The sequence below is a fragment of the Chromobacterium sp. LK11 genome (assembly GCF_001043705.1).
Lineage (GTDB): Bacteria > Pseudomonadota > Gammaproteobacteria > Burkholderiales > Chromobacteriaceae > Chromobacterium > Chromobacterium alkanivorans.
In genome coordinates this window covers 1-16520 of the sequence record NZ_LDUR01000012.1, presented here as the reverse complement: position 1 = coordinate 16520, position 16520 = coordinate 1, and the positions used below count along the sequence as shown (strand labels likewise).

16 protein-coding genes and 3 tRNA genes are annotated in these 16520 nt (G+C 58.6%); 11 read left to right on the top strand and 8 right to left on the bottom strand.

Going from position 1 to position 16520, the window contains the following annotated elements:
• Positions 1-113: 113 nt before the first annotated feature.
• Positions 114-521: a hypothetical protein gene (locus VK98_RS07665; RefSeq protein WP_019100519.1), complete on the top strand. Its 408-nt coding sequence runs from the start codon at positions 114-116 to the stop codon at positions 519-521.
• A gap of 48 nt (positions 522-569) precedes the next feature.
• On the opposite strand, the gene VK98_RS07660 is transcribed toward VK98_RS07665, so the two are convergent.
• From VK98_RS07660 to VK98_RS07645, 4 genes are all read right to left on the bottom strand, one after another.
• Positions 570-1643 carry a PotD/PotF family extracellular solute-binding protein gene (locus VK98_RS07660; RefSeq protein WP_048413484.1) on the bottom strand — a complete coding sequence of 358 codons (1074 nt, stop codon included), beginning with the start codon at positions 1641-1643 and terminating at the stop codon, positions 570-572.
• 73 nt (positions 1644-1716) lie between these two features.
• Positions 1717-2835, bottom strand: a complete 1119-nt coding sequence (proB, locus tag VK98_RS07655; protein WP_048413483.1) for a glutamate 5-kinase — start codon at positions 2833-2835, stop codon at positions 1717-1719.
• 200 nt (positions 2836-3035) lie between these two features.
• Positions 3036-4538 (bottom strand): hypothetical protein, encoded by a 1503-nt coding sequence (locus VK98_RS07650; RefSeq protein ID WP_048413667.1) that lies wholly within the window; start codon positions 4536-4538, stop codon positions 3036-3038.
• A gap of 101 nt (positions 4539-4639) precedes the next feature.
• Positions 4640-5992 carry an adenosylmethionine--8-amino-7-oxononanoate transaminase gene (locus tag VK98_RS07645; protein ID WP_048413482.1) on the bottom strand — a complete coding sequence of 451 codons (1353 nt, stop codon included), beginning with the start codon at positions 5990-5992 and terminating at the stop codon, positions 4640-4642.
• A 193-nt stretch (positions 5993-6185) separates the two neighbouring features.
• Here VK98_RS07645 and VK98_RS23265 point away from each other — a divergent pair, with 193 nt between their 5' ends.
• From VK98_RS23265 to VK98_RS07640, 4 genes are all read left to right on the top strand, one after another.
• Positions 6186-6605, top strand: a complete 420-nt coding sequence (locus VK98_RS23265) for a pilin (protein ID WP_082158821.1) — start codon at positions 6186-6188, stop codon at positions 6603-6605.
• Between the two features lie 12 nt (positions 6606-6617).
• A complete protein-coding gene (locus VK98_RS23260) occupies positions 6618-7055 on the top strand; it encodes a pilin (RefSeq protein WP_082158819.1) in 438 nt (145 codons plus the stop codon).
• Between the two features lie 23 nt (positions 7056-7078).
• A complete protein-coding gene (locus VK98_RS23255; RefSeq protein WP_156187793.1) occupies positions 7079-8917 on the top strand; it encodes a PglL family O-oligosaccharyltransferase in 1839 nt (612 codons plus the stop codon).
• Positions 8918-8992: 75 nt separating this feature from the next.
• Positions 8993-10777: a PglL family O-oligosaccharyltransferase gene (locus VK98_RS07640; protein ID WP_048413481.1), complete on the top strand. Its 1785-nt coding sequence runs from the start codon at positions 8993-8995 to the stop codon at positions 10775-10777.
• Positions 10778-10854: 77 nt separating this feature from the next.
• On the opposite strand, the gene rpoH is transcribed toward VK98_RS07640, so the two are convergent.
• The 4 genes from rpoH to ftsY all read right to left on the bottom strand — a co-directional run bounded on the left by rpoH (position 10855) and on the right by ftsY (position 14662).
• A complete protein-coding gene (gene rpoH / locus VK98_RS07635; RefSeq protein WP_048413480.1) occupies positions 10855-11718 on the bottom strand; it encodes an RNA polymerase sigma factor RpoH in 864 nt (287 codons plus the stop codon).
• 185 nt (positions 11719-11903) lie between these two features.
• The gene (ftsX, locus tag VK98_RS07630; protein ID WP_048413479.1) at positions 11904-12812 is read right to left on the bottom strand and encodes a permease-like cell division protein FtsX; all 909 of its coding nucleotides are present in this window, start codon (positions 12810-12812) and stop codon (positions 11904-11906) included.
• On the bottom strand, positions 12809-13462 hold the full coding sequence (gene ftsE, locus VK98_RS07625) for a cell division ATP-binding protein FtsE (protein WP_043592279.1): 654 nt from the start codon (positions 13460-13462) through the stop codon (positions 12809-12811). Before ftsE ends, ftsX begins: the two co-directional genes overlap by 4 nt.
• A 60-nt stretch (positions 13463-13522) precedes the next feature.
• A complete protein-coding gene (gene ftsY / locus VK98_RS07620; RefSeq protein WP_048413478.1) occupies positions 13523-14662 on the bottom strand; it encodes a signal recognition particle-docking protein FtsY in 1140 nt (379 codons plus the stop codon).
• A 236-nt stretch (positions 14663-14898) separates the two neighbouring features.
• Between ftsY and rsmD the strand changes: the two genes are divergently transcribed.
• The 6 genes from rsmD to VK98_RS07590 form a co-directional block, all read left to right on the top strand.
• Entirely contained in the window at positions 14899-15456 is a 558-nt protein-coding gene (rsmD, locus tag VK98_RS07615) for a 16S rRNA (guanine(966)-N(2))-methyltransferase RsmD (protein WP_048413477.1), read from the top strand.
• A gap of 103 nt (positions 15457-15559) precedes the next feature.
• Positions 15560-15811, top strand: a complete 252-nt coding sequence (locus VK98_RS07610) for a YfhL family 4Fe-4S dicluster ferredoxin (RefSeq protein WP_019100314.1) — start codon at positions 15560-15562, stop codon at positions 15809-15811.
• Positions 15812-15949: 138 nt separating this feature from the next.
• Positions 15950-16034 (top strand) — tRNA-Tyr (locus VK98_RS07605).
• A gap of 53 nt (positions 16035-16087) precedes the next feature.
• Positions 16088-16161, top strand: a tRNA-Gly gene (locus tag VK98_RS07600).
• Between the two features lie 22 nt (positions 16162-16183).
• A tRNA-Thr gene (locus VK98_RS07595) sits at positions 16184-16258 on the top strand.
• Between the two features lie 40 nt (positions 16259-16298).
• A partial coding sequence (locus VK98_RS07590; RefSeq protein WP_048413476.1) for a GTP-binding protein occupies positions 16299-16520 on the top strand: 222 nt, incomplete at its 3' end.

The window sequence follows — 16520 nt, the reverse complement described above, 5'->3', positions numbered from 1 at the left end:
TTCGCCGGCGCTGTCGCTTGCGCGCAGCAGCATGGCCATCCGCTGATCGCCTGCGCCGGCGCGCAGGCGTACAATTCCTGCTTTCACGCATTCCGCTGCGGCGGGGGATGATTATGTTTTACGCTTTGTTCGGCCTGACTCTGGCGGTGGCGATCGCCACCTCGATATTCACCGCGCGCTTTTTCGATCCGGCGGTCAACAAGATTCTGGCGCGGGTTCTGGGGCGGGATTTGACCGACGCCTGGCGCAAGTACATTTTCTTCGCCATCGTGGTCACCGGCGTTTCCGGCGGGGTGCGGCAGTGGTCGCTGGAGAAATACCTGCCGCCGGCCGCGGGCAAGGGCAGCACCATGATGGAGCTGACCGGCGAGCGCTGGCTGCTGGAGTTGTTCAACACCTTCATCGACACGCTGCGTTCCATCGCCTGGGTGATGTTGCTGTTCTTCCTGTGCGCGATGCTGGCCTATGTGATCATCAAGGCGATTGAGATGCGCAAGGGCGAGCAGCCGCCCGAAGAATGAAAAAAATCCCGGGCCTTGACCGGGATTTTTCGTTGAAACAGGGGCGGCTCAGCGGCCGATCTTGATCTGCGACCACAAACGGTTCAAATCGCGGCGGGACTTCACGTCCAGATCTTTCAGCGCCACGTATTTGCCCTTGGCCGGCTCCAGCATGATCACCGGGTTGGCCTTGATTTGCGGCTTAAAGAAGGCTTCTGCCGCTTTGACCGGGTTGGTGGCGCCGATCTGGTTGGATATCTCGGCGGCGTTCTTGCCGTCCAGCATGAAATTGATGAAGCGGTGCGCCAGGTCCGGCCGCGGTGCGTCCTTCAAGATCACCATATTGTCCACCGCCAGGATATTGCCTTCCTTCTGCGGCTGGTAGGCCAGCTTGAACGGGCGCTTGGCGTGTTGCGCGTCCTGCTGCGCCTGGAACAGGTCGTTGGAGTAGCCGTGGGCCACCCAGATATTGCCTACGGTCAGTTCCTTGATATAGCTCTGGTTGTTGAAGGCGGCCCAGTAGGGCTTGGCCTTGCGGATCACCTCGGCCGCGGCTTTCCAGTCCGCGGGGTTGGTGGAGTTGGCGTCCTTGCCCAGGTAGAGCAGGGCGGCGGACATCAGTTCGCGTTGCGAATCCAGCACGGTGACCCGGCCCTTGATCTTGGCCAGCACCGCCGGATCGAAGATCAAGCCCCAGCTGTTGGCCTGCGGCAGCACGCCGGCTTTCCGCAACTGGGTCTCGTTGTAGCCGAGCAAGGTCAGCGACACCACGGTGGGCGCGGCCACCTTGTTGCCGGCGTCGAACGGCGCGTTCAGGCTCAGGTAGCCGGTGTTGAGGTTTTTCCAGTTGGGCAGCAAGGCCTTGTCCAGCGGCTGGGTCTTGCCCTGCTTGATCAGCGTGCTGACGGCGAAGGCGGTGGGAAACACCATGTCGTAGCCTTTGGCGCCGGCGGCCAGCTTGGCCAGCATCTCCTCGTTGTCCCCGTAATAGTCCTGCACCAGCCTGCATTTGCACGATTGCTCGAAACGCTTGGCGGTGTCTGCGGACAAGGCGTTGTTCCAGTTGTAGATATGGAGTACGTCCTCGGCCATTGCCGAGCCCCAAGTCAGAGCCAGAAGCGCCGAAAGGGCCAGCTTTTTCATACGCGTGAATCCTTCAGTTCAAAGAATGGGATGGGAATAGCGGAGCGCAAGCGCCGCGGCGCCTGCGCCGCTGTCACAGCGCGACCATATTGTCGCGATGGATCAGTTCCGGTTCGATCATATAGCCGAGCGCGGCCTCGATCTCCCGGGTGGGTTTTTGCATGATGGTGCGCGCTTCGCTGGAGCTGTAGTTGACCAGACCGCGCGCCACTTCCTTGCCTTCCTGATCGACGCAGGCCACCGCCTCGCCGCGCAGAAAATCGCCTTCCACCGCGCAAACGCCGATAGGCAGCAAGCTGGTGCCGCGTTCCCGCACCGCCAGCGCGGCGCCGGCGTCCAGCACCAGGCGGCCGGACAGTTTCAGATGGTCCGCCAGCCATTGCTTGCGCGCCGCCATGCGGCTGGTGGGCGGCAGCAACTGGGTGCCTATGCCCTCGCCGTCCGCCAAGCGCGACAGCACCAGATGCTCGCGGCCGCAGGCGATCACGGTGGCCGCGCCGCTGCGCGCCGCGCGCTTGGCGGCCAGGATCTTGGTGATCATGCCGCCGGTGCCGACGCTGGAGCCGGCGCCGCCGGCCATCTCTTCCAGCCGGGCCTCGCCGGCGACGGCTTCGTGAATGAATTCCGCGTCCGGGTGTTTGCGCGGGTCCGCGCTGTACAGGCCTTGCTGATCGGTGAGAATGATCAGCGCGTCGGCTTCGATCAGATTGGTCACCAGCGCGCCCAGAGTGTCGTTGTCGCCGAAGCGGATTTCGTCGGTGACCACGGTGTCGTTCTCGTTGATGATGGGCACCGCGTTCAGGTTCAACAGGCTGGTCAGCGTGGAGCGGGCGTTCAGGTAGCGGGTGCGGTCGGCCAGGTCTTCATGCGTCAGCAGGATTTGCGCGGTCTGCAGGCCAAAGCCGCGGAAGGCGGTTTCATACGCCTGACACAGGCCCATCTGGCCAACCGCGGCGGCGGCCTGCAACTCGTGTACGCCCTTGGGGCGAACGGTCCAGCCCAGTCGTTGGCAGCCTTCGGCGATCGCGCCGCTGGAAACCAGCACTACCTGCTTGCCGCGCCGCTTCAATTCGGCGATCTCCGCGGCCCAGCGATTGAGCGCCGCCATGTCCAGGCCCTTGCCGTCATTGGTGACGAGACTGGAGCCGACCTTGACCACAATCCGGTCGGCGGCGTGAATAACCGAGCGCATCCAAAACTCCATGAGTCAAAAACGATAGATGCGGGGGAGTTTACCCGAAAAAGCGGGGGCCGGACCGTCTCCAGCGGGGTGGATATTCGCGGACCGCAGCAGGAAGCGGCCGCCGCGTCGGCAGCCTGTTGATTACACGGGCTTTGACGCGGCGCGCGGCGTTCGGCCGGCCGCGCGGCCAGATAAAATATTGATCTGGATCAGAAATGCTCGCTGTCGCGATATTCCATGATCTGGAACAGCGGAGTCTGCGAGTGCAAGCGCGATACCCGGATCAGGCTTTCCCCTTCACCGTCGTGCAGGCGGAACTCGCGCAGCTGGCTGTACGGACGTCCCGTCATCAACAGCTGCCTGGGCATTCCCGCGGGGGTGGCCAGCAGCAAGGCGAACTGAAAGCTGTCGCCGGGGTGGGTGATGCTGGGCATGACCAGCGCGGGCCTAGGCGGCCCGCCGATAAACTCCACGCCGCATTCGATTTCCCGCCCGTCCGCGCGCAGCGCGACCCAGCGGGCGATGCCCAGCTTGGCGTTTTCCGGTTGGCTTGGCGGAGTGATCAGCAACAACTCTCCGGCGCGCAGCGACTGATCGCGCGGCTGGCCGTGCAGCAGCAAGCCGTTGTCGCTCTGATTGGAAATGGCCAGTAGGCAGGGCGGAGGCGGCGGCCGGTGGCGAGGCGCGTCCTCTTCGGTGGCGATGCCCGGCAGTCGCCAGTTCAAATCGTTGCGATGGAACCAGATGCCCGGCAGCGCCGCGACGATTTCGATGATGGTTTGAGTCTTGAGCCGCGGATGGCGACGGCGTTTGGGCTGATGCCACTCCTCCACCAGCAAGGACAGCAGCTGCAATTCGTCGATCATCAGGCCTTGTTGGCGGTTGTTCTGCGCCTTTTGCAGCGCCTCGTGGCTTTTCTCCAGAATGTCGCGCAGCGGTTCCAGATCCAGCAGAAAGCAGCCGGGTCCCAATTTGCTTGCGGAGATCGGCAGAAAGCGGGGCGGGGAGTCTATTTGCTGGTCAACCAGATACCCATGCACCGGCTGAGTCAAGGCCTCTACCGGAATCAGCCGGGCCTTGGCGGCCAGATCGAAGATCAACTGCCGCGACAAGGCTTGCTCGGTGGGCGCAAGACGGTTGCTGGGCGTCAGCCCCATCAGCAGGATTTGCAGATAGATGGTCTGGATGGAGTCGTCGTTGGCCAGCCCTTTGTCCTGCCAGCCGCGGCTGCTGGCGAAGACATGCAGCTGATGGCAGTCGTACCAGAAATCCGGCGTGATTGGGCTATAGCATTGCTGGCTGATGCTCAGCAACTGGCGTGCCGCCATCATGGTGTAGGCCATCAGCTCGATCTTCGGGTGTTCGCGATCCAGCAGGCTGCGCTTGGCCAGACGGTCGTGCAAGGTTTGCTTGAAGGTGATGAAAATCAGCGCAAACAATTCGACGCTCAGCAAGGCTAGTTGGCGCACCTTTGGCGTGCCTAGGCTGTCGTGCTGGCGAATCTCGTTTTCCAGCAGCGGATAATAGCGATCCACCGCCTTTAGATACAGCTTCAGCAGCTTATGGCGCAAATGGCTGTCCAGCGGAACCCGGGACAGGTTTTGCAGGGACTGGCTCAATAAGCGCCCGCATTCGGGCAGGTCGGTGAAGGGCAGCCGCTCCAGCCAGGCCGCCACGCTATCCGGTTGAGTATCTATCAGCAGAGGATCCATAGTTTGTTCTGGCAGGATGAGCAGCGGCATGCAAGGCGATTCACAATGTAAATCTTGCCATTTCCATGCTATGAGCACTCGCCCCGCCATGGCAAGGCGGATTACGGCAAAGCGATGCTTTGGCCGTCGGCAGTGTTGGGCGCGCGCGCCAGTTCCTCCAGCGTGGCTTCCGCGGCGGCGATCAGAAAGGCCATTTCCTCGTCGGTGATTGTGTAGGGCGGCATGAAATACACCGTGTTGCCGATCGGGCGCAGCAGGCAACCGCGGCGCAGCATCGCGGCGAAGCAGGCCTGGGCGAAGTCGGCTCGGGTGGTGTCGACCTCGAAGGCCCAGATCATGCCGCGGTGGCGGAAGTCCCTGACATCCGGGCGCGCTTGCAGGCCGGCCATCATCGCGTTGAAGCGCTGCGCCTTGGCGGCGTTGACGGCAAGGACGTCCTCCTCCTCGAAGATGTCCAATACCGCCAGCGCCGCGGCGCATGCCAGCGCATTGCCGGTATAGCTGTGCGAATGCAAGAAGCCGCGGGTGACGTCGTCGTGGTAGAAAGCCTGGTAAATCGGGTTGCTGGTCAACACGCAGGAGAGCGGCAGGAAACCGCCGGTAATGCCTTTGGACAGGCAGAGGAAGTCCGGCGTGATGCCGGCCTGCTGGTAGGCGAACAGGCTGCCGGTCCGGCCAAAGCCGACGGCGATTTCATCGGCGATCAAGTGCACCTGATGGTGGTCGCACAGCCGGCGCAACTCGCTCAGATAGAGCGTATCGTACATCGCCATCCCGGCCGCGCCTTGAACCAAAGGCTCCACAATGACGGCGGCCACTTCTCCCGCGTGTTTGGCCAGCAGGTTTTCCAGCGCCTGGATCGCTTTGCGCGCGGCATCGGCCGCGCTTTCACCGGGCAGCGCGCGGCGGGCGTCCGGAGACGGCGCGCGCAGGCCCGGCTTCAGCAAGCCGGCGTAGGTGTTGGAGAACAAGGGAACGTCGGTGACGGCCAAGGCGCCCACGGTTTCGCCGTGATAACTATTTTCCAGACTGATGAAACGCGTCTTGTCCGCTAGCCCCTGGTTGCGCCAGTAGTGAAAACTCATCTTGAGCGCAATTTCCGTGGCGCTGGCGCCGTCGGACCCATAAAACACGTGGGCCAGGCCGCTGAGCTTGCATAGGCGCTCGGATAGCTCCACCACCGGCTGGTGCGTAAAGCCCGCCAACATCACGTGTTCCAGCTGGTCCAGCTGATTCTTGATCGCCTGCTTGATGCGAGGGTGGCCATGGCCAAACAGATTGACCCACCAGGAGCTGACCCCGTCCAGATAGCGCTTGCCGTCGAAGTCGCTGAGCCAGACGCCGTTCGCGCTGGCGATGGGTACGATGGGCAAAGCCTCATGACGTTTCATCTGGGTGCAGGGGTGCCAGACAGTATTGAAGCTGCGCTGCAGCCAGTCTTGGTTATCACTCATATCTGTTCTATGTATTCAGACTAAGAGTTCGATGCTATCACAGGGAGAGCGAGGCAGCGGACTGACCAAGAACGTCACATTTCTACCTGTTGCGCTGTTTATGACTGGCGGATTGGAAGGAATGAGCGTGAAGAAGGGGGTGGCATACTTTCTGCATAAGTGCTCTCTATAAAACAAGCCCTGGAGCCGAGTGATGAGGAAGGCGGCTGGTTTTACCTTGATTGAACTAATGATTGTTGTCGCCATTATCGGAATTTTGGCGGCGATTGCGATTCCTGCTTATCAGAACTATGTGGTTCGCGCCAAGGTGGCGGAAGGTCTGACCTATGCGGATCAGGCCAAAACCTCGGTGTCAGAATACTATCTGGCTGGCAATACTTGGCCAAGCACTAATGCTAGTGCAGGTTTGCCTGATACTTTGGCAGGAAACTATGTCAGTAATGTACAGGTTGGAGTTAGTAGTGGAGTCAGTACTGTGACCGTATTGTTTAATAGCAGTGTGGTCTCTGGTTTGACTGTGGTCTTTACCCCTGTAGCTAGTGGTGGTACTGTTGCGTGGTCGTGCTCTACCGATGCGGCTTATGCTCAATATGTGCCTTCGTCTTGCCATTAAATGGAGCTTGCAATGCAAAAATCTCAACAAGGTTTTACTCTTATCGAACTGATGATAGTGGTGGCTATTATTGGTATTCTCGCCGCGATTGCTATTCCCGCTTATCAGGACTATACCAAACGGGCTAGAGTGTCAGAGGGGCTAAGCTTGGCTTCGGCAGCCAAAACTGCAGTGGCAGAGTACTATGCTTCAAATGGCTCATTTCCAACAAGCAATGCTTCTGCCGGACTGCAAACCAGTATTTCTGGTAACTCGGTGACAGATCTTTCTGTTGGCACGAGTGGGGTTCTCACCGTAACTTACAGTACTACGCTTGTGGACTCTACCAATAACAAATTGACTTTGACGCCATCGGCATCTGGTGGTGCCATTATTTGGATTTGCGCTGCAGCATCTTCAAATGGCGTTAAATCTCAATGGTTGCCTGCAAACTGCCGTTCGGGCAACTGATGTTTAATTTAAATTGAAATGGGGTGCCGAAAGGCACCCTTTTTATTATGAGTAAAAATATAAAGATATTCGTCTATTTTTTGATTTCTTTTTCAGTTTCAGCTCCATTTTTAAGTTGGCTTCGTTATGCGCCACTTCCAGATTGGTTTTCGGATGCTTCTGCACTCGCACTTCTTGGTGCTGCTATGTGTAGTTTGTGTCTATTGAGTATTGATAAGGTATCTGTGTCATGGCTTGAGCTAGTTTTGCTCGTTCTTGCTTTTTCTGCTTTGCACTCTAATTTCTATGGTTACCTAGCGCTACTATTTATTGGGTTGGCTCTGTTTTCTATTTTGCTTAGAAATTGCCTTGACTCATCTGATATCAATGATTTGGTATTCGTTTTTGCATGTGTGGTTACTGTTTTTTCGTTGTTGCAGTCTTTGATGGGGCTGTTGCAGGCATTTAAATTGGCTTACCTTTTTCACGGATTTATTGTATATGATCCAAATTCCAATGTGGTGGTAGGGAATGTGGCTCAGCGCAATCAGTATGCTAATTTTCTATTTTGGGGCGTGCTTTCGATTTGTTATTTGTATGCGGTTGAAAAGCTTAGGGTAGGGTTTGCTTTGCTGTGTTTGCTTCCGATTTTGCTTGCGCAGTCTTGGTCTGGAGCTCGTTTGCCTTTAGTCTATGCATTATTGACTGTTGTGTTAGTTTGGTATTGGTTTAGGAAAGGAGGAAGAGAGAAAGAGCTGGGCCGGTTAGCGGTAGCTGTATCGGTTTCAGTGTTGTTGATTGCGGTATTTCAATTTTGGAGTCGTGATATTGTTGTTTTTTTAAATTATCTTGGATTGCCGATTGATGTGGTGAGCGGGGCGGAACGCATATCAGATGGAGGTCTTGCTGTCAAAAGACGTATTGAATGGACCAAGGCATGGTTAATTTTTTCTCAGTACCCTTGGTTTGGGCTTGGTTGGGGTGGATTTGCCGCGGAGGCCACAAAGATGGAACTGACTGCGGGCTTGCCAAAATTTTCAGAAAGCTGGTTATTTACTCATAGTCATAATTTATTTTTTCAAATTTTGGCAGAATCTGGACTGGTTGGTGCATTACCTGTTGCACTCGGTATTGTTTTTTGCATTGCATTATTTTTGTGGCGCGCGAAAAGGAAGGCGGAATATTTTTGGTTGTTCGGTGTATTTATGGTGTTGTTGACTCATAGTATGTTTGAGTATCCATTGTGGTATATGCCATTTTTGATTATGTTTGTATCAATCTGTGCGCTAATAGACAATGGTGGAGGGAGGGTGTTTTTGTTTCGGCCTGTGTTCCTTAAGGTCTTCTCTTGTGTTTTTGGGCTTGGATTTATTTTGTATTTTGTTGTTGGTTTGTTTTCATTTTTTGTGATTGTTAGGAATAATTTTCCAGTTATAGATGTAAAAGAAAATATATCACGCTTGCAACAATTGTCTTCGGCAGGCAAAAATCCTTTTTTCGCAAGAGAGGTTGATCTCGTAATTGGCAATTATATGTTGCCGAGTCGTGAACAACTGGACTTGAAGTTGGCTCATTTTAATTCGCTGGCCAGCTATCGTCCCTACCCTAATGTATTGATAAAACTAAGTGTTTTTCAATCACTCAGCGGACGGGAAAGTGAAGGCTTACAGTCGCTCAAGATTGCGATTGCCAGTTATCCTGATCATGTCAAAGAGTTTTCTGAAATGCTGGCAAGAGTTCCTGAACCTCATGTTGCCCCTTTGAGGGAGGTTGCCCTGACTGCGGCCCAAGCCTATGCCAAGTACCCTGCGTATAGCCAAGCGGCGCAACAGGCCGCAGTGATGACCGTGGCCGCGCCTGTGACGCGAAAAACACTGTTTTGACCGCCAGAGTGCGGTTTGTTTGAGCGCGCGCTTGCGGTATCCTGCGTCCTCTATCTAGCAAACGACAGCCGTAATATGAGCGCTCAAAGATTTTCCACATTCCTGGCGATGCTGGCCCTGTGCCTCATCGCCATCCTGCCTTTCGCCTCTCGCATCCACTATGTGCCGCTGCCGCAGTGGTTTGGCGAAATCAATGTGGTCTGGCTGCTGCTGGCGGCGGCTGTCTTCTTGTTGCCGAGCGGATCATTGTTCCGCTGCATGCCGCGCAGCGCCTGGTGGTGTCTGGGCATGGGCCTGCTTTGGGCTGGGCAGCCGTTCTGGGTGGACGCGCTGTTCCCCGGGATGAATTACGCCACAGCCTTGGCCTGGTTGGCCGCGGCCTTGCTCGCGGCGGTTGCCGTGTCTTTGCGCGAGGAGATGGGGGAGCGCCCGTTTGCGGTTTGGCTGGCCTGGGGCTTGATCGTTGGCGGTTTGGTGCAGGCGGCGATAGGCGTGGCTCAGTTGACCGGCTACGCCGCGGAGCTGGGCTTGTTCTACGATGGCTCTCACCCCACCAGCAATATCTTTGGTCATATCGGCCAACGCAATCAATACGCGCATTATTTGATGTGGTCGGTGGTGGCCGGGGTGTATTTGTATGCAGCCGGACGGCTGCCGCGCTGGGGCCTGGCCATTCTCGTGCTCGGCCTGGCTTTGATGCTGGGGTGGGCGGGCTCGCGCACCATTCTGTTGTATCTGGTGGCCTTGTCCGGGCTGGCTGCGCTCTGGCATTGGCGCATCGGCAGCGCGGAGTCGCGCCGGATGCTGTGGGCGATGTGGCTGTCCTGCCTGGTGGTGTTGGCGATGCAGTTCGCCCTGCCTTGGTTCAATCAGCTGATTTCCCTGCTGACGCACGAAAACCTGCAAAACAGTTCCGGCCTGGCCCGCTTGGCGGCCAATGGCGACGATATGGGGTCGCGGCGTTTCGCCGAAATGCACAAGGCTTGGCTGAGTTTCCTGTCGCATCCGTTGACGGGGGTGGGCTGGTCGCAGTTCGCCGCGGAGAGCGTGCGTTTGCAGCCGCTGCCGCAGTTCGCCGCATCCGGTTTCAACAGCGGTTTGTTCACCAACTCCCATAATCTGATCCTGCAATTGCTGGCCGAGATGGGGGGCGTGGTCACTTTGCTGATCGTCGGCGGTTTTGCCTGGGTGCTGTGGCCGTTCTTCGGCCGCCGCGCCACGCTGGAAGGGGTGTTGGCCCTGGGCTGCCTGGCGGTGACGCTGACGCACAGCATGCTGGAGTATCCGCTGTGGTATTACTACTTCCTGGCGATGCTGGTGATCTTCGCCGCGATGGCGCCGCGCGGCGATCGGCAGTTGGCTTGGCCGCTGCGTCTGCCGCTGTTCGCGGCGCTGGTTTGGGTGGGCTGGCTGTCGATCAGCAGCCTGTCGATGTTCTGGGAACTGGTGGGCCTGTACACGCCGACCAACGACGCCAAACGCGATGAGGTTAGGATGGAGCGTCTGATCGAGATCGCCGACGCCAAGCCTCTGTTCGCCTACCATGCGCTTTACACGGTGGACGATTACTTGAAAGTGGGGCCGGAGCAACTGGAGCGCAAATTGGCGCTGGAGAACCGCTTGACCGCGTTCCGCCCTTATCCGGAAGTGATGTTGAAGCGAGCGCAGCTGGAGGTGCTGGCCGGCAAGCAGGCTCAGGCGGAGCGGACGCTGCGGACGACGCTGGCCTCTTTCCCGACTTACGCCGGCGTGTTCTTGGGCACCTTGGACGACGATAGGGCGGAATGGGAGCCTTTGCGCGCGGTGGCTAGAGACGCCTACGCCAAGTTGCCGGCAAAGTACCAGACCATGGGCGAGTAGGCTGCCCTCTTCCGGTTTTCCGGGTATAAAAAAACCACAGGCGTCAGCCTGTGGTTTTTTATTGAGCGGGGAGCGGTTTAGCCTTCGATCACCACGCCCTGGCTCAGCGCTGCCTTCATCTTGCCCAAGGCCTTGGCCTCGATCTGGCGGATGCGTTCGGCGGAGACGCCGAATTCGGCGGCCAGCTCATGCAGGGTGGAGCCGCTGTCGTCGGCCAGCCAGCGCGCTTCAACGATGCGGCGGCTGCGCGGGTCCAGCGCGGCCAATGCATGTTGCAGGCCTTCGGTTTGCAGGTGGTCGAAGGCGCGACGTTCCAGCTCGCGGGTCGGCTCATTGTGATGGTCGGCCAGCCAGTCGATCGGCGCGTAGCCGTCGTCGTCGTTGTCGTCCGCCAGCAAGGCGACGTCCTGGCCGCTCATCCTGGTTTCCATCTCGCGGACTTCTTCCGGCTTGACGCCCAGATCGGCCGCGATCTGGCGAGCTTCGTTTTCCGACAGCGCGGAGAAGCTGCTCTTCATGCTGCGCAGATTGAAGAACAGTTTGCGCTGAGGCTTGGTGGTGGCGATGCGCACCAAGCGCCAGTTGCGCAGGATGAATTCGTGAATCTCCGCCTTGATCCAGTGCACGGCAAAGGAGAACAGTCGCACGCCGCGATCAGGCTCGAAGCGTTTGACGGCCTTCATCAGGCCGATATTGCCTTCTTGGATCAAGTCGGCTTGCGGCAAACCGTAACCGGAGTAGCCACGGGAAATCGACACCACCACGCGCAGGTGCGAGAGCACCAGCTGGCGCGCGGCTTCCAGGTCGTTTTGCTCCTGAAAGCGCGTTGCAAGCTCGTTTTCCTGCTCAGGCGTCAGCATGGGCACGCTGTTAACAGCTTGGATGTATTGCTCCAGGCTGCCGCTGGTGGACGGGACGGGCAAGGCAAATGTTGTGGTCATCTGTATAACTACCTCCTTGGGTAGTGATATGTTAGCACTCGTATATGGAGAGTGCTAGCAATGAAAGGTTCCAGCGTCAATGATTTTTTCTATCGTCTCGATAGTAGCGCAGCCGGTGCGCCGACGCCGTTCGCTCTGATTAACAGTTGTTGCGCCGCTTACATGGACAGGGAAGCGGCCGCGATTCATTTGGGTTCTATCTTGCGCAGATGATGGTCCGAGGCGAGGCGGGCGCCCAGCATCGCCAGCAGGGCGGAAACGGCGACGGCGACGGCCAGCTCGATCGGGCTCAGATTGCGCAGTTCCACCCGCTCGCCGTACAACTGGGCGAATTCGCGGATCGCCGGGTTGGCGACCGAGGTCAGCCAACTGGTCAGCGCCCAGGCGGCCAGGCCGGCCAGGATGCCCTGCCACATCGCGTGGTACATGAAGGGGCGGCGGATGAAGCTGTCCGGCGCGCCTATCAGTTTGGACACTTCGATTTCGTCCTGCCGCGCCAGGATCTGCATGCGGATCGCGTTATTGGTCACCAGCACCAGCGCCAGGCCCAGGGCGATGGCCAAGAACCAGGTCAGGTGCTTGCCCATTTCCACCATGCCGTACAGGCGTTTGGCCCAGTCCGCGTCGAATTGCGCTTGTTCCACCATGGGCAGGCCGGAGAGTTCTTTTTGCAGCATCTCCAGTTCGCGCGGCTCCAGCGCCTTCGGCGTGACGACGAAGGCGTCCGGCAGCGGGTTGCTGTCCAGGCCATCGGTCAGGCCGGGCAGGCCGTTGCGCTTCTCCATGTCGGCCAGCGCCTTGCTCTTGCTGACGAAGCTGTAGCTCTTGACCTTGGGGTGGCGGGTCAGCGTGGAGGTGACCGCGGCCAGGTCCGCTTCTTCCGACGACTGTTCCATGAACAGGGTGACCTGCGGCGTGGCGCTCAGCCGGCCCACCCAGTCCTGCACGCTGCTGACGGCTAGATAAAGCGAGAGCGGCAAGGCCAGCGCCAGCGACAGCATCAGCAAGGTCAGCAAGCTGCCGAATGGCTGACGCAGGATTTTGATCAGCGCCAGTTTGGCGCTTTGCCAGTTCAGATAGAGATAATGTTTCATGCGGCAAATTGTCCTTCCCGCAGGCGAATGATTCGGCGGCCGTAGTCTTCCATCAGGGTTTCATCGTGAGCGGAGATCAGCACGGTGACGCCTACCTGGTGGAAGGATTTGAACAATTCCATGATGTCCAGCGCGTAGGCGCGGTCCAGGTTGGCCGAGGGTTCGTCCGCAAGCAGGATGCTGGGGCGGTGCACCACGGCTCGGGCGATGCACAAGCGCTGCTGCTCGCCGCCGGACAGGCGGATCGGCATGCTCTTTTCCTTGCCGAGCAGGCCCACCTTGTCCAGCGCGGCGCGCACGCGTTTGGCGGCGTCGCGGCGATCGAAGCCTATGATGTCCAGCGGCAGCATCACGTTGTCGAACACGCTGCGGTCGAACAGGATCTTGTGGTCCTGGAACACCAGGCCGATGTGCTGACGCACATAGGGAATCTGGCTGGAGCGCAGCTTGGACAGATTCTGGCCATTGACCACGACGCCGCCGGCGGTGGCGCGCTCAATGCCGGCGATCAGCTTGAGCAAGGTGGACTTGCCGGCGCCGGAATGGCCGGCGAGAAAGACCATTTCGCCGGTGTCGATGTTGAAAGACAGGTTTTTCAGGGCTTCATTGCCACCTGGGTAGCGCTTGGTGACCTGGTCGAACTGGATCATTATTCTGTTCCCGCGTTAGCTGGTGACGGCAAGAGTGAGAGCTTGCAATGGCTGCTGCGTTCAGTCGAACAGCGCGTCGATGTAGTCCTTGGCCTGGAACGGCCGCAGGTCGTCTATGCTTTCGCCCACGCCGACAAAGCGCAGCGGAACGGGGCGTTGCTTGGCGATGGCGGCGATCACTCCGCCCTTGGCCGTGCCGTCCAGCTTGCTCAGAATCAGCCCGGTCAGGCCGAGGGCGTCGTCAAAGGTCTTGACCTGGTTGATGGCGTTCTGGCCGATGTTGGCGTCCAGAACCAGGATGATTTCATGCGGCGCGTCCGGCAAGGCCTTCTGAATGACCCGCTTTACCTTCTTGATTTCTTCCATCAGGTGCAGCTGAGTGGGCAGGCGGCCGGCGGTGTCGGCCAGCACGATGTCGATGCCGCGGGCGACCGCGGCCTGGATCGCGTCGTAGCAGACGGCGGCGGAGTCGCCGCCTTGTTGCGCGATCACGGTGACGTTGTTGCGCTCGCCCCAGGCCATCAGCTGTTCGCGCGCGGCGGCGCGGAAGGTGTCGCCGGCGGCCAGCAGCACGCTCTTGCCCTGGCTCTGGTAGTACTTGGCCAGCTTGCCAATCGAGGTGGTCTTGCCGGCGCCGTTGACGCCGGCCATCATGATGACGAAAGGCTTCTTGCCGCTGACGTCCAGCGGTTTCTCCAGCGGCGAGATCAGGTCGCTGAGCGATTCTTTCAGCGCGTCTTTCAGTTCCGAGGCGTCCTTCAGCCCTTTCAGAGAAACGCGCTCGCGCACGTCGCCAAGCAAGTGCAGCGTGGCGTCCACCCCCATGTCGGCGGTGAGCAGCACGGTTTCCAGCTCCTCGTACAAGTCTTCGTCGATCTTGCCGCCGCCGAACAGCCCCGCCAGCGATTTGCCCAGCTTGTCGCGCGTTTTCGACAAGCCGGCCTTCAAGCGCTCGGCCCAGCTCATTTTCTTCAGCGAAGCGGGGGCGGGGTCAAGCGGCGCGACGGCTGACGGCGCCGTGACGGCAGGCGTGGGTTCCGGGACGGCTTGCTGCGGCGCGGGCGCCGGCGTCTCAGGCTGGGCGGCGAGGGGGGCGGTTGCGGGCAGCGTGGCGGGTTGGGCGTCGGCGGCGGATTCCGTCTGGACGGTTGTCGGCGGCGTGGGCTCGGATTGGGTTTTTCTTTTGAAGAAGCTAAACATGCGTTAAGGCCGGCGGAATTCGATAAATGGCTAAATTGTATCCTCAAATGGCGATGCTTACCCAATTGTTGCTGCGTAGCGAGGCGGACGCCGCGGCATCGCCGAAATCTATATATAAGGAATAGACGGCTGCTTGTGGCGTGAGGAGCGACAGATGGCGGCCGGTTTGCGCGACAATGAGGCGCGACGGCGCGTATCGGGTTACACTCAGCCCCTTGTTTTTTGAGCTTGGAATTATGAGTCAGTCGCGTAACACGGTCAGAATCATCGGCGGCGAGTATCGACGCCGGCTTTTGCCGTTTCCCGACGCTCAGGGTTTGCGGCCAACGCCGGACCGTGTGCGGGAAACCTTGTTCAACTGGTTGGGCCAGCAACTGTACGGCAAGTCCTGCCTGGACCTGTTTGCCGGCAGCGGGGCTTTGGGCTTCGAAGCGGCTTCGCGCGAAGCGCGGCGCGTGGTGATGGTGGAGAAGTCCCGCGCGGTGGCCGAATCCTTGAAGGCCAACCGGCAATTGTTGTCCGCCGCGGCCATCGATGTGGCGCAGTTCGAGGCCCTGGCCTATCTGAAGGCCTGCCGCGAGCGTTTCGACGTCGTCTTCGTCGACCCGCCGTTTGACTCCGATTTGCTGGCTCAGGTATTGCCCTTGCTGGCCCCGGTGATGAGCGAAGACGGCCTGGCGTATATCGAGAGCCGCCGTTGGCCCGAGGAGCTGCCGGGTTGGGAGGTGCTGAAGCGCGCCAAGGCCGGCCAAGTGCACTACGGTCTGCTGCGCCGGGCGGCGGAGCCGGCCTGAGCGGTTTGCCTGCAGCAGTCTCATAAATATATAACGGGGCGAACTTGCGAGCCCGACTGTCGGGTGACAAAATTCATGTTGTGGAATACTTGAGGAATTTACTATGTCTTTGATGATTACCGACGAATGCATCAACTGCGACGTCTGTGAGCCGGAGTGCCCCAATAACGCGATTTCCCAAGGCGAGGAAATCTACCAAATCGATCCCAATCTGTGCACGCAGTGCGTCGGCCACTACGATGAGCCGCAATGCCAGCAGGTCTGTCCGGTCGATTGCATCCCTCTGGATCCGTCTCACGAGGAGACGCAAGAGGCCTTGCATCAGAAGTATTTGCGAATCTCCGGCCAGGCGTGACGCGCTAAGCTTTTGAATTTATTGGAAGCGCCCCGGGCTTGCCGGGGCGCTTTGCTTTGGTAGGCAAAATAATTAGAAAAAAATGCAAAAACCGGTTGACGGCCATCGGGGCTATCTATAATATTCGGGTCTCTTTCAGGAGGGATTCCCGAGCGGTCAAAGGGATCAGACTGTAAATCTGACGGCTCTGCCTTCGAAGGTTCGAATCCTTCTCCCTCCACCAGAATTTAGCGTCTTGGCGTGTGCGATGAAAGTCGCTCGAGGTTGTTGTTGCAGGCGGGTGTAGCTCAATGGTAGAGCAGAAGCCTTCCAAGCTTACGACGAGGGTTCGATTCCCTTCACCCGCTCCAAGCGTGTAGCCTGTTTTGAAGGGCCCATGTAGCTCAGGGGTAGAGCACTCCCTTGGTAAGGGAGAGGTCGGCAGTTCAATTCTGCCCATGGGCACCACCATTTACTTTGTGTTGTTTCGTATCCAGGAAATTTTGCCATGGCTAAGGAAAAGTTCGAGCGGACTAAACCGCACGTAAACGTCGGCACCATCGGTCACGTGGACCATGGTAAAACCACTCTGACCGCTGCTATCACCACTATTCTGTCGAAGAAGTTCGGTGGCGAAGCCAAAGACTACTCCCAGATCGACAGCGCGCCGGAAGAAAAGGCTCGCGGTATTACCATTAATACCGCCCACGTAGAATACGAAACCGAGTCC

Excerpts from the sequence above, each read along its gene's own strand:
- VK98_RS07650 (WP_048413667.1), bottom strand. The coding sequence starts at position 4,538 with ATGGATCCTCTGCTGATAGATACTCAACCGGATAGCGTGGCGGCCTGG.
- ftsX (WP_048413479.1), bottom strand. The coding sequence starts at position 12,812 with ATGAAACATTATCTCTATCTGAACTGGCAAAGCGCCAAACTGGCGCTG.
- VK98_RS07645 (WP_048413482.1), bottom strand. The coding sequence starts at position 5,992 with ATGAGTGATAACCAAGACTGGCTGCAGCGCAGCTTCAATACTGTCTGG.
- VK98_RS07610 (WP_019100314.1), top strand. The coding sequence starts at position 15,560 with ATGTCTTTGATGATTACCGACGAATGCATCAACTGCGACGTCTGTGAG.
- VK98_RS07665 (WP_019100519.1), top strand. The coding sequence starts at position 114 with ATGTTTTACGCTTTGTTCGGCCTGACTCTGGCGGTGGCGATCGCCACC.
- ftsY (WP_048413478.1), bottom strand. The coding sequence starts at position 14,662 with ATGTTTAGCTTCTTCAAAAGAAAAACCCAATCCGAGCCCACGCCGCCG.
- rsmD (WP_048413477.1), top strand. The coding sequence starts at position 14,899 with ATGAGTCAGTCGCGTAACACGGTCAGAATCATCGGCGGCGAGTATCGA.
- ftsE (WP_043592279.1), bottom strand. The coding sequence starts at position 13,462 with ATGATCCAGTTCGACCAGGTCACCAAGCGCTACCCAGGTGGCAATGAA.
- VK98_RS07660 (WP_048413484.1), bottom strand. The coding sequence starts at position 1,643 with ATGAAAAAGCTGGCCCTTTCGGCGCTTCTGGCTCTGACTTGGGGCTCG.
- VK98_RS23265 (WP_082158821.1), top strand. The coding sequence starts at position 6,186 with ATGAGGAAGGCGGCTGGTTTTACCTTGATTGAACTAATGATTGTTGTC.
- proB (WP_048413483.1), bottom strand. The coding sequence starts at position 2,835 with ATGCGCTCGGTTATTCACGCCGCCGACCGGATTGTGGTCAAGGTCGGC.
- rpoH (WP_048413480.1), bottom strand. The coding sequence starts at position 11,718 with ATGACCACAACATTTGCCTTGCCCGTCCCGTCCACCAGCGGCAGCCTG.
- VK98_RS07640 (WP_048413481.1), top strand. The coding sequence starts at position 8,993 with ATGAGCGCTCAAAGATTTTCCACATTCCTGGCGATGCTGGCCCTGTGC.
- VK98_RS23260 (WP_082158819.1), top strand. The coding sequence starts at position 6,618 with ATGCAAAAATCTCAACAAGGTTTTACTCTTATCGAACTGATGATAGTG.